The organism is Tianweitania aestuarii, from assembly GCF_018457165.1.
Classification (GTDB): Bacteria; Pseudomonadota; Alphaproteobacteria; order Rhizobiales; family Rhizobiaceae; genus Tianweitania; species Tianweitania aestuarii.
The window spans coordinates 272,562-284,788 of sequence record NZ_JAFMNX010000002.1 but is presented as its reverse complement, the minus strand read 5'-3'; the positions used below and the strand labels follow the sequence as shown (position 1 = coordinate 284,788).

Annotated in this window: 10 protein-coding genes; all 10 read left to right on the top strand. The window is 61.6% G+C overall.

Annotated elements, in window-relative coordinates; genetic code table 11:
* Position 1 precedes the first annotated feature (1 nt).
* Genes ftsL through murB form a run of 10 tightly spaced genes read left to right on the top strand, consistent with a single transcriptional unit; the run spans position 2 to position 12,216 of the window.
* Complete coding sequence (ftsL, locus tag JYU29_RS09540) at positions 2-376, top strand: cell division protein FtsL (protein ID WP_431192845.1); 375 nt, start codon at positions 2-4, stop codon at positions 374-376.
* Entirely contained in the window at positions 373-2,091 is a 1,719-nt protein-coding gene (locus tag JYU29_RS09535) for a peptidoglycan D,D-transpeptidase FtsI family protein (protein WP_213984574.1), read from the top strand. The genes ftsL and JYU29_RS09535 overlap by 4 nt, the downstream gene beginning before the upstream one ends.
* A 54-nt stretch (positions 2,092-2,145) precedes the next feature.
* Positions 2,146-3,600, top strand: coding sequence for a UDP-N-acetylmuramoyl-L-alanyl-D-glutamate--2,6-diaminopimelate ligase (locus JYU29_RS09530; protein ID WP_213984573.1), 1,455 nt, complete (start codon positions 2,146-2,148; stop codon positions 3,598-3,600).
* Positions 3,597-5,030, top strand: a complete 1,434-nt coding sequence (locus JYU29_RS09525; RefSeq protein WP_213984572.1) for a UDP-N-acetylmuramoylalanyl-D-glutamyl-2,6-diaminopimelate--D-alanyl-D-alanine ligase — start codon at positions 3,597-3,599, stop codon at positions 5,028-5,030. The genes JYU29_RS09530 and JYU29_RS09525 overlap by 4 nt, the downstream gene beginning before the upstream one ends.
* Before the next feature lie 25 nt (positions 5,031-5,055).
* Entirely contained in the window at positions 5,056-6,138 is a 1,083-nt protein-coding gene (gene mraY, locus JYU29_RS09520; RefSeq protein ID WP_213984571.1) for a phospho-N-acetylmuramoyl-pentapeptide-transferase, read from the top strand.
* Between the two features lie 5 nt (positions 6,139-6,143).
* Positions 6,144-7,526, top strand: coding sequence for a UDP-N-acetylmuramoyl-L-alanine--D-glutamate ligase (gene murD / locus JYU29_RS09515; RefSeq protein ID WP_213984570.1), 1,383 nt, complete (start codon positions 6,144-6,146; stop codon positions 7,524-7,526).
* 11 nt (positions 7,527-7,537) lie between these two features.
* Positions 7,538-8,695: a putative lipid II flippase FtsW gene (gene ftsW, locus JYU29_RS09510; protein ID WP_213984569.1), complete on the top strand. Its 1,158-nt coding sequence runs from the start codon at positions 7,538-7,540 to the stop codon at positions 8,693-8,695.
* 1 nt (position 8,696) lies between these two features.
* Positions 8,697-9,839, top strand: coding sequence for an undecaprenyldiphospho-muramoylpentapeptide beta-N-acetylglucosaminyltransferase (gene murG, locus JYU29_RS09505; RefSeq protein ID WP_213984568.1), 1,143 nt, complete (start codon positions 8,697-8,699; stop codon positions 9,837-9,839).
* Positions 9,836-11,251 carry a UDP-N-acetylmuramate--L-alanine ligase gene (gene murC / locus JYU29_RS09500; protein ID WP_213984567.1) on the top strand — a complete coding sequence of 472 codons (1,416 nt, stop codon included), beginning with the start codon at positions 9,836-9,838 and terminating at the stop codon, positions 11,249-11,251. The genes murG and murC overlap by 4 nt, the downstream gene beginning before the upstream one ends.
* Entirely contained in the window at positions 11,248-12,216 is a 969-nt protein-coding gene (murB, locus tag JYU29_RS09495) for a UDP-N-acetylmuramate dehydrogenase (RefSeq protein WP_213984566.1), read from the top strand. Before murC ends, murB begins: the two co-directional genes overlap by 4 nt.
* Positions 12,217-12,227 lie beyond the last annotated feature (11 nt).

Genomic DNA, 12,227 nt, shown 5'->3' with positions numbered 1-12,227 from the left:
CATGATGTTCCGCGCCACCGATATGGTGATGATCGGCTTGATGGTGGCGGCTGCGGCCTTCACCTACAAGACCAAGCACGAGGCCGAAAACCAGTTCGACCTCTTGGCCAAGACCGAAAGCCAGATCCGCTACGAGGAAGACACGATCTCCATCCTCAAGGCGGATTGGAGCCTGCTGACCCAGCCCGCGCGCCTGCAGCGCTTGACCGAGACCTATGCCACCGAACTCGATCTTCTGCCGGTCGAGCCGCAGCAGATCGTCACGCTCGACGCCATCCCGCAGCGCCCGCCGGAAGTGCCGGATCCCAACATCGATTCGATCGCCGAGATGCTCAAGCGCATCGACAAGACCTCCACGGGAGCCATCAAACCATGATCGGCAAATGGCGTAAGGGTAAGACTAGCACGGCACTGGGCAGCGGCATCGTGGTGGATGGCGAGCGCAAGGCGTTCGGCAGCCGCGCCCGTCCGCGCCTGATGATGACCATGGCCGTGTTCCTCGGCCTTTATGCCGCTTTGTCCGGCCGCATGGTGCATCTGGCCATGACCGATCCGGAAGAGGGCTCAGGTCCGGCGTCACGCGTCACCGCCTCGCGTCCCGACATCGTTGATCGCAACGGCGAAGTTCTGGCGACCGACATCAAGACGGCGTCCTTGTTTGCAGAACCGCGCCGCATCGTGGATGCCGATGAAGCCATCGAGAAGCTCGCCACGATCCTGCCCGACATCAACTACGAGCAGACCTACAACAAGCTGAAGAGCGGCGCGGGCTTCGTGTGGCTGCGCCGTCAGCTGACGCCCAAGCAGCAGGCCGACATCATGAATCTCGGCGTGCCGGGCTTCGGCTTCCGCACCGAAAAGCGTCGTTTCTATCCCGGCGGTTCCACCGCTGCCCACATCATCGGCCTTGTGAACATCGACAACAAGGGCATCTCCGGCATGGAGAAGTATATCGATGACCAGGGCCTGGCCGATCTGCAGGCGAGTGGTCTGGCGCAGCCCAAGGACCTCGCGCCCTTCCAGCTGTCGATCGATCTGCGCGTCCAGCACATCGTGCATGACGAGATCACCCAGGCGCTCGATCGCTACCATGCGATTGCGGCCGGTGCCGTTGTGCTCAACGCCAAGACCGGCGAAGTGCTGGCGATGGCGTCCGTGCCGGATTTCGATCCGAACAACCCCTTCAATGCCCATGACAAGGATCGCCTGAACCGCATGTCGGCCGGCACCTACGAGATGGGTTCGACGATCAAGAGCTTCACCACGGCGATGGCGCTGGATTCGGGCAAGATGAACCTGAATTCCACCGTTGACGCCAGCAAGCCCTTCCGCTTCGGCAACCAGACTATCCGCGATTTCCACGGCAAGAACCGCGTTTTGACCCTGCCGGAAGTGTTCATCTTCTCGTCCAACATCGGTTCGGGCCACGAGGCCGATATCGTCGGCATCGACGGCCACCGCGAGTTCATTCATCGGCTTGGCCTGCTCGACCGCATGAACACCGAGCTTCCCGAAGTGGCGCGCCCAAGCGAGCCCAAGGTCTGGAAGAAGGTGCATTCCATGACGATCGCGTTTGGTCACGGCATGTCCACGACGCCGCTGCAAACGGCTGTCGGCGTGGTTGCCTTGATGAATGGCGGCTTCCTGATGAACCCGACCTTCCTGCCGCGCACGCCGCAGCAGGCGATGGACGGTGCCAAGCGCGTCGTCAGCCAGCAGACCAGCGACGAGATGCGGTATCTCTACAAGCTCAACGCCACCAAGGGCACGGGCGGTTCGGCCACGCGCGCCACGGTTCCCGGCTACCGCATCGGCGGCAAGACCGGCACGGCGGAAAAGGTCGTGAACGGCCGCTATTCCAAGGATGTGCGCTTCAACGCCTTTGTTGGCGCCTTCCCGATCGACGATCCGCAATATGTCGTTTTGTCGATCGTGGACGAACCCAAGCCTGAAAAGCCGGGCATGGGCGCCACCGCCGGCCTGAATGCGGGACCGATGTTTTCCAACATCATCCGCCGTGCTGCGCCGCTCCTTGGGGTGCAGCCGGATTTCCGCCTCGAAGAACAGCCATTGCTGGTATCCTCGCAGTGATTCTGAGGCGCTGAACGCATCGGACACTGTGCAACCTCGAGTGATGGGACTGCGATGAAGCTCTCGGATTTTGCTGATATCCTGCCGTTGAAGGGCCAGGACGTTTCCGCAGTGGATGTGAGCGCGCTGACCGCAGATTCCCGCCAGGCAACGCCGGGAACCGTCTTCTTCGCTTTGTCGGGAAGCAAGACGGATGGCGGCCGCTTTGCCGCCGATGCTGCTGAAAAGGGTGCCAGTGCGATCGTTGCCGGCGAGGGGGCTTCGCTCGGCGATCTCTCCATTCCCGTGATCCGCGTCGCCGATCCGCGCGGCGCTCTGTCCTTGTCGGCGGCGCGCTTCTTCGGCGGCCAGCCCGAAACGATGGTTGCCGTCACCGGCACCTCGGGCAAGACTTCGGTTGCGTCCTTTACGCGCCAGATCTGGGATCGCGGCGGCTACCAATCTGCCAGCATCGGCACCACCGGCGTCGTTGCGCCGGGCCGTAACGATTACGGCTCGCTGACCACGCCGGACCCGATCGCGCTGCATCATCTGCTTGCCGATCTGGCCAAAGCCGGCGTCACCCATGCGGCGATGGAGGCGTCCAGCCACGGCCTCGACCAGCGCCGGCTCGATGGCGTCAAGCTCAAGGCCGCCGCCTTCACCAATCTTGGCCGCGACCACATGGATTATCATCCAACGGTCGAGGACTATCTTTCAGCCAAGCTTCGGCTGTTCCGCGATCTTCTGCCAAAGGATGCGCCGGCTGTGATCTTTGCCGATGATCCCTGGTCGGATCAGGCGATCGCCGCTTCGCAGGATGCCGGTTTGCGCACGCTCACCGTCGGCCGCAAGGGGGCGCTTCTGACGCTCAAGCGCGTCGAGCATGAACGTTATCGCCAGCGCGCCGAGATCGAAGCGGAAGGCCGCATCTTCGAGATCGACCTGCCGCTCGCCGGTGACTTCCAGATCGCCAATGCCTTGGTGTCCGCTGGTCTTGCCATTGCGACCGGCATGCCGATCGAATTGACGCTGGCGGCACTCGAGAAGCTGAAGGGTGCGCCCGGCCGTCTCGATCTCGTTGGCTCGAAGGCAAACGGCGCGCCTGTTTATGTCGATTACGCCCACAAGCCGGACGCGCTGGAAAACGTGCTGGCCTCCGTGCGTCCCTTCACCACCGGCCGCATCGTCGTGGTGTTCGGCTGCGGCGGAGATCGGGATCGCGGCAAGCGGCCGATCATGGGCGAGATCGCGACGCGCCTTGCCGATGTGGTGATCGTCACGGACGATAATCCGCGCTCCGAAGTGCCGGCCGATATCCGCGCCGCCATTCTGGAAGCCGCCCCCGGCGCCACCGAAATCGGCGACCGCCGCAGGGCGATCCACGAAGCGGTTGCGATGCTGCAGTCCGGCGACACGCTGATAATCGCCGGCAAGGGGCACGAGGAAGGCCAGACGATCGGCACCGAGACAATGCCCTTTTCCGATCACGCCGAAGCGTGTGCGGCGCTCGCGGAGCGTGCGGCATGAGCGCATTATGGACCGGCGATGCCATGACGGCGGCCATGAATGGCCGCTCCTTCGGTGTTCTTCCGTCGTCGATCACCGGCATCTCGATCGATAGCCGAACGCTTCAGCGCGGCGACGCTTTTTTCGCCATTTCAGGCGATCAGTTCGATGGCCATGATTTTGCGACAGCTGCCGTCAAGGCCGGCGCATCCGTTCTCGTGGTGGCGGAAGGCAAGCTGCCGGCGCTCGGCCGTTTGACGACGCCGAAGATCGTCGTGCCGGATGTGCTGGCAGCGCTTGGCAAGCTCGGTCAGGCCGCGCGCGCCCGCACCAATGCCCGCATCATCGCGGTTACCGGCTCCAACGGAAAGACCACCACCAAGGAAGCCCTGCGGCATGTGCTGGCGCCGTCCGGCAAGGTGCATGCAGCCGACAAGTCGTTCAACAATCACTGGGGTGTGCCGCTGACCCTGGCGCGCATGCCGGCCGATGTCGATTTCGGCGTGTTCGAGATCGGCATGAACCATCCCGGCGAGATCCGCACGCTGGTGAAGATGGTTCGCCCGCATATCGCAATCATCACCATGGTGGGTGCCGCGCATCTCGGCTTCTTCCGCGACCTCGATGAAATTGCCGAAGCCAAGGCTGAGATCTTCGAAGGGCTGGAGATCGAAGGCACGGCGCTCGTCAATCGCGACGATCCGCGTTTCAGCCTTCTGGCAAATCTTGCCCGCGCCAAGGGTCACGGCAACATCAAGAGCTTCGGCGAAAACCCGCAAGCCGATATTCGTCTGCGCGACGCCGAACTGTTCGGCGACCGCTCCGAGATCGCCGTTTCCGTCAATGGCCGCGATGTGGTGGCGACCGTTGGCGCGCCTGGTCGTCACATCGTTCAGAACGTGCTTGCCGTGCTGGGTGCCGCCGATCTGGCCGGTGCCGATCTCGACAAGGCCGCATCCGCGCTGGCCAGCCTTCAGGCCGAGCAGGGGCGGGGCCGCCGTCACGTTCTGCCCGTCGATGATGGCACCGCCGTTCTGATCGACGAGAGCTTCAACGCCAATCCGGCATCGATGCAGGCAGCCTTGTCGTTGCTCGGCACGACGCAGCCCGGTACAGGCGGTCGCCGCATCGCCGTTCTCGGCGACATGCTGGAGCTCGGCGACCAAGGCCCCGACCTGCACGCCGATCTGGCCGACCCCATTCTGGCCGCGCGCGCCGATGCCGTGTTCCTCGGCGGACCCGACATGCGCCGCCTTGCCGAAACGCTTCCGGCCGATTTCCCCAAGGTTTATGCCGAAAGCGCCACGGAATTGACGCCGCTCATCCTGAATGCGATCCGGTCCGGCGACGTGGTCATGATCAAGTCATCCAAGGGCATCGGCTTTTCCAAGATCGTCGACGCAATGCTGGCACAATTTTCGTCCGCCAAAGCTGACGACATGACGGCTTGAAGCCGTCGCAGAGAGGTCTCCATTCATGTTCGTTTTGCTCGTCCAGTTCGCTGACGACCTCTCACTCTTCAACGTTTTTCGTTATATCACCTTCCGCACGGGTGGCGCGCTGATCACCTCGGCGCTGATCGTCTTCATGTTCGGTCCGACCATCATCGATTCGCTGCGCATTCGTCAGGGCCGCGGTCAGCCGATCCGTGCCGATGGCCCGCAGACCCACTTCAAGAAAGCCGGCACGCCCACGATGGGCGGCTTGATGATCATGTCGGGTATTCTCGGCTCGGCGCTTTTGTGGGCGAACCTTTCCAGCCTGTATGTCTGGGCTGTGTTGTTCGTCACCGTCGGCTTCGGCGCGATCGGCTTCTACGACGACTACATGAAGGTCACGAAGCAGAGCCATCTCGGCGTGTCGGGCAAGGTTCGTCTGGTGCTCGAATTCCTGATCGCCGCGGTTGCCGCCGGCCTGATAATGTATGCCGGCAAGGAGCCGTTCGCCTCCTCGCTGACCTTTCCCTTCTTCAAGGACGTTCTGCTCCACCTCGGCCTGTTCTTCATTCCCGTGGCCTGCTTCGTGATTGTGGGCGCGGGTAATGCGGTGAACCTGACCGACGGTCTCGACGGCCTTGCCATTGGCCCGGTGATGATCGCGGCAGGCTCGTTCGGCATCATCTCCTATCTTGCCGGTAATGCCGTCTTCGCGGACTACCTGCAGATCCACTGGACGCCCGGCACCGGTGAGCTTTGCGTGTTGCTCGGTGCCGTCATGGGTGCCGGCCTCGGCTTTCTTTGGTTCAACGCGCCGCCTGCCGCTATCTTCATGGGCGACACCGGTTCGCTGGCGCTCGGCGGTTTGATCGGCACGGTTGCCGTTGCCACCAAGCACGAGATCGTTCTCGCCATCATCGGCGGCCTGTTCGTGATGGAAGCCTTGTCCGTGATCATTCAGGTCGGCTTCTTCAAGATGACCGGCAAGCGCGTGTTCCTTATGGCGCCGATCCACCACCACTTCGAAAAGCTCGGCTGGACCGAAAGCCAGGTCGTGATCCGCTTCTGGATCATCGCCATCATTCTGGCCCTCATCGGCCTGTCGACCCTCAAGCTTCGGTAAACATCATGATCTCCGCTCGGTCCTTTGAGGGGAAGGCGGTCGCTCTCTTCGGACTGGGCGGCTCCGGCATTGCAACCGCACAAAGCCTCGTTGCAGGCGGTGCGTTTGTTCAAGCCTGGGACGACAATCCCGAAAGCGTCGCGAAGGCTGAAGCCGCCGGCATCCCCGTTGTCGATCTGCGCACCATCGACTGGTCGCGCATCGCCTCCTTCGTGCTGTCGCCCGGTGTGCCGCTCACCCATCCCAAGCCGCACTGGACGGTCGACTTGGCGCACGGTGCAGGTGTCGAGATCATCGGCGACATCGAGATCTTCGTGCGCGAGCGAAAGCGCCTCGCACCCGATGCTCCGCTCGTCGCCATAACCGGCACCAACGGCAAGTCCACCACCACGGCTCTCATCGCCCATATCGTGAAGTCAGCCGGTCGCGACACCCAGATGGGCGGCAATATCGGCCGCGCCGTTCTCACCCTCGATCCGCCTGAGAGTGATCGGCACTATGTCGTCGAGTGCTCGTCCTACCAGATCGATCTCGCGCCGTCGCTGAACCCGACCGTCGGCATTCTCCTCAACGTCACGCCCGATCATCTCGACCGCCACGGCACCATCCAGCACTACGCCGACATCAAGGCGCGTCTCGTCGCCGGAAGCGATTCTGCGGTGATCGGTGTTGATGACAGCTTCTGTGTCGCCATCGCTGATCGCCTAGAGCGCACAGGCACAAAGGTGACCCGAATTTCGGCCCGACTGCCTCTGCCAAATGGTCTTTTTGCCGAAGATGGACATTTATTTTGGGCAAATGGCGCTGCCAAACGCGCAATCTGCACGCTGGAAGGCATTGGTTCACTGCGGGGTCGGCACAACGCCCAGAACGCGCTGGCGGCCGTCGCGACCTGTCTCGAACTCGGGTTGAGCGAAGCCGAAATCCAGAATGGTTTGAACACCTTCCCGGGTCTGGTTCACCGGATGGAGCAGGTCGCGCGGCGCGGTCAGGTGCTGTTCGTCAACGACTCCAAAGCCACCAACGCCGAAGCCGCCGCACCCGCTCTTTCAAGCTTCCCCAAGATCCGCTGGATCGCCGGCGGACTGCCAAAAGCTGGGGGAATTGAAGCACTTAGGCCCTTCTTCGGCCGCATCACCAAGGCCTATCTCATCGGCGAAGCCGCCCCTGCCTTCGCGGCAACGCTCGGTGAAACGGTTCCTTATGAAATTTCAGGGACTTTATCATCAGCCGTTAACCATGCCGCCCGCGATGCCGAGGCCGATGGCGAAACGGTGGTCCTGCTTTCGCCCGCATGCGCAAGCTTCGATCAGTTCAAGAATTTCGAGTTGCGCGGCGAGGCATTTCGCCAAGCAGTTCAAGAACTTACCGGCATCGAGCCGGTCTAAGGGGTAGGCTAATGCTGAGCAGATTGGATCGCAGTCCCGTCTCGAACTGGTGGTGGACCATCGACCGCTGGTTTCTGTCCGCCTTCGTCATGCTGATGGTTCTGGGCATCGTCCTGTCCTTCGCCGCCAGCCCCGCCGTGGCCGAGCGCATCGGCCTCGATAGCTTCCATTTCGCGACCCGCCAAATCATCTTCATGATCCCGGCCTCCATCGTCATGATCGGTGTTTCCTTTCTTGATGCGAGGCAAATCAGGCGCTTAGCCCTTGGTTTGCTGGCGATCATGATCGTTCTCATGGTGGCGGTCTTGTATGTCGGCGTGGAAGTCAAAGGCGCGCGCCGCTGGATTTCCTTTGCTGGTCTTTCTGTTCAGCCATCCGAGTTCCTCAAGCCTGCTTTTGTGGTGATCACTGCCTGGCTGTTCGCAGAACATGCTCGCCAGCCTGATATTCCGGGCAATCTGTTCGCGATGATCCTGCTCGGTCTCGTTGTGGCTCTCCTCGTTGCACAGCCTGATTTTGGCCAAACCATGCTGACGCTCGCCACCTGGGGCGTGATGTTCTTCGTGGCCGGAATGGCCTGGTTCTGGATCATCGCACTCGGCGCTGCCGGCATCACCGGAGTTTTCGCCGCCTACACGCTCCTGCCGCACGTCGCCGGCCGTATCGACCGCTTCCTCACGGGCGAAGGCGATACCTATCAGGTCGATATGGCCATGCAGGCCCTGCTCAACGGCGGCTGGCTCGGGAAAGGACCAGGTGAGGGCACGGTCAAGCGCGTAATCCCCGACAGCCACGCCGACTTCGTGTTTTCCGTTGCGGGTGAAGAATTCGGTATGGTGCTTTGCTTCTTCATCATGTGTATCTTCGCGTTCATCGTGCTGCGCGGCCTCAATACGGCGCTCAAGGAGCATGACGATTTCACGCGCTACGCCGTAACCGGCCTCGTGACGGTGCTTGGTCTGCAATCCTTCATCAACATGGGCGTCAATGTTCAGCTTTTGCCAGCAAAAGGCATGACGTTGCCCTTCATTTCCTATGGTGGTTCGTCGGCAATCGCGATTGCGATCTCGATGGGCATGATCCTCGCTTTGACCCGGAAGCGGCCTGAAAAGCGCTCGCAGATCCATTATTCGATGACGCGCGCGCGCTCGATGGCGGCGGCGGAATAAGATGCCGGGCCGTTCAGCCCTCAAGGGCACCATTCTTCTTGCCGCCGGCGGGACCGGCGGCCATCTTTTTCCAGCCGAAGCCCTGGCACACGAGCTTGGCGCGCGCGGCTGGGATGTTCATCTCGTCACGGATACCCGTGCCGGACGCTATTCCGGCACATTTCCGGCCGTTGCCACGCATCAGGTTGCGGCATCCACCTTCGGATCCAAGAATCCGCTTGCGCTCAGCAGGGCTCTCTGGACGATCTGGCGGGGCGTCAAGCAATCAACGGCTTTGATCAACAAACTGAAGCCGAAAGCGGTCATCGGCTTCGGTGGTTATCCGACCTTGCCGCCGCTCTACGCCGCCAGCCGTCGCGGCGTCCCAACGCTTGTTCATGAGCAGAATGCCGTTATGGGACGCGCGAACAAGGGCCTCGCCGGCCGAGTTTCCGGCATTGCCGGCGGCTTTTTGCCTGAGAACTCCGGAGTACATGCGGGAAAAACAGTCGTTACTGGAAATCCTGTGCGGCCTGCCGTCATCACGGCCGCCGCTCGACCCTTCAATCTTCCTGGCCTGGAAAATCCATTTCGTCTGCTCGTTTTCGGCGGCAGCCAAGGTGCACAGTTCTTTTCCGACGCCGTTCCAGCTGCCGTCGCGCTTCTGCCTCACGGCTTGCGCAAGCGCTTGAGCGTCGTCCAGCAGGCTCGGGCCGAAGACGAAGAGCGGGTTCGTGCGGAGTATGATAAGCTTGGTATGTCGATGGAAGTGTCGCCGTTCTTCAACGACATGGCCGAGCGCATCGCTGACGCTCATCTGGTGATTTCGCGCTCCGGCGCATCGACTGTCTCCGAAGTCGCGGTTATCGGCCGGCCAGCGATCCTGGTGCCGTATCCGCATGCACTCGATCACGATCAAGCGGCCAATGCCGCTGCACTCGCCGGATCCGGTGGCGCGGAGGTGCACCAGCAGGCTACGCTGACGCCGCAGCGGATTGCGGATCTGATCGCCGCCCGCATGCAGGACCCACAAGCGCTGGCCCGTATGGCTGCCGCCGCGCGATCGGCAGGCAAGCCGAACGCGGCGAGCTTGCTCGCTGATTTCGCAGAAGCTATTGCATCCGGCCAAACCGCAGCACAGTTCAAACAAGGAGTGCGGCCATGAAGATGTCGACCACAATCGGCCTCGTGCATTTCATCGGGATCGGTGGCATCGGCATGAGCGGCATCGCCGAGGTGCTGAAGAATCTCGGCTACGAGGTGCAGGGCTCGGATCAGGCAGAAGGCGCAAATCTCCAGCGTCTGCGCGACAAGGGCATCAACTGCTTTGTCGGCCACAAGGCAGAGAACCTCGGCAAGGCTGAGGTCGTGGTCGTGTCCACCGCAATCAAGAAGACCAATCCTGAGCTGATTGCCGCGCGCGAAAAGCTGCTGCCGATCGTGCGCCGTGCCGAGATGCTGGCCGAACTGATGCGCTTTCGACAGGCTGTCGCGATCGGCGGCACGCATGGCAAAACCACGACGACCTCCATGGTCGCGTCCCTGCTGGAAGCTGGCGGGCTCGATCCGACCGTCATCAATGGTGGTATCATCAACGCGCTCGGCACCAATGCTCGCATGGGCGAGGGCGAGTGGATGGTGGTCGAGGCCGACGAAAGTGACGGCACCTTCCTGAAGCTACCGGCCGAAATCGCGGTTGTCACCAATATCGACCCGGAACATCTCGATCATTACGGCAGCTTCGACAATGTGCGCGCGGCGTTCCGCCAGTTCGTTGAGAATGTGCCGTTTTATGGCTTCGGTGTGATGTGCATCGACCATCCGGAAGTGCAGGCACTGGTTGGCCGCATCGAGGATCGCCGCGTTGTGACTTATGGCGAGAACCCGCAAGCTGATATGCGCTTTGCTAACCAACGCTATGAGAATGCATCTTCCGTGTTCGACGTCGTGATCCGCGACCGCAAGGCAGGCACGATGGTTGAGATGAAGGATCTCAGGTTGCCGATGCCTGGCAGGCACAATGTGTCGAACGCGACGGCCGCTATTGCCGTGGCTTACGAGCTCGGCTTGCGTGAAGAGGCGATCCGGCGCGGATTGGCATCGTTCAGCGGTGTGAAGCGCAGGTTTACCCATACCGGAAGCTGGAACGGCGTCGATGTGTTCGACGATTACGGCCACCATCCCGTCGAGATTCGCGCCGTACTCAAAGCTGCGCGGGAATCGACGAAGGGCCGGGTCATTGCCATTGCTCAGCCGCATCGCTTCACGCGCTTGCGTGATCTGTTCAGCGATTTCGCCTCCTGCTTCAACGATGCCGATACCGTTCTGCTTGCGCCGGTTTACACTGCTGGTGAAGATCCGATCGAAGGCGTGAATTCCGAGACGCTTGCTGTTGCGGCCCGCTCCGCCGGTCACCGCGACGCACGCTATATCGAAGGTCCACAGATGATTGCGTCGGCGGTACGCGAGATTGCAAAGCCCGGCGACTATGTCGTGTTTCTTGGGGCCGGAAACATCACGCAGTGGGCATATGCGCTTCCTGGTGAGCTCAACGGCGGTGCAGTGGCGGCAGCATGACGGCAGGCAGCGATCTTCTTGCCCGATTTTCAGACCGTCTGAGCGGACTGCGCGGCCGACTGACGCCAGATTCGCCTATGGAAAAGATTACTTGGTTTCGCGCCGGCGGCCCGGCTGATGTGCTTTTCCAGCCCGCGGATGAAGAAGACCTTGCTGCCTTCCTGAAGGCGGTGCCGGAAGACATCCCGGTTATGGTCGTGGGGATCGGCTCAAACCTGCTGGTGCGCGAAGGCGGTATTTCCGGTTTCGTTGTCCGGCTTTCAGCCAAAGGCTTTGGAACGGCCAAGGCGATATCTGACACACGGATCGAAGCGGGGGCCGCGACGCCGGACAAGCATGTCTCGGGTGTCGCCTATGACGCCGCGATCGGCGGCTTCCATTTCTTCCACGGCATTCCCGGCGGCATAGGTGGCGCCTTGCGTATGAATGCGGGGGCCAACGGGTTTGAAACGCGCGAGCGCGTGGTCGAGGTGCGTGCGCTGACCCGCGAGGGTGAGCGCGTTGTGCTGTCAAACGCCGATATGGGCTATGCCTATCGCCATTCTTCGGCGCCGAAGGACCTGATCTTCACTTCGGCAGTTTTCGAAGGCTATTCCAACGATCCCGCCACGATCCGCGCCAATATGGACGCCGTACGCGATCATCGTGAAGCGGTGCAGCCCATTCGTGAGAAGACTGGCGGCTCGACCTTCAAGAATCCTGAAGGCACTTCAGCCTGGAAGGAAGTTGACCGTGCGGGTTGCCGTGGGCTGATGATTGGCGCTGCGCAGATGTCGCCGATGCATTGCAACTTCATGATCAACACTGGCAACGCCTCGCCTTATGATCTTGAAACGCTTGGCGAAACGGTGCGTGCTCGTGTGTTTGCGACATCCGGCATCAAGCTGGAATGGGAGATCAAGCGCATAGGCAGCTTCAGGGAGGGACGAGAGGTGAAGCCGTTCCTTGGCGAGGCGTCTAACTGACCCTTTCCGGT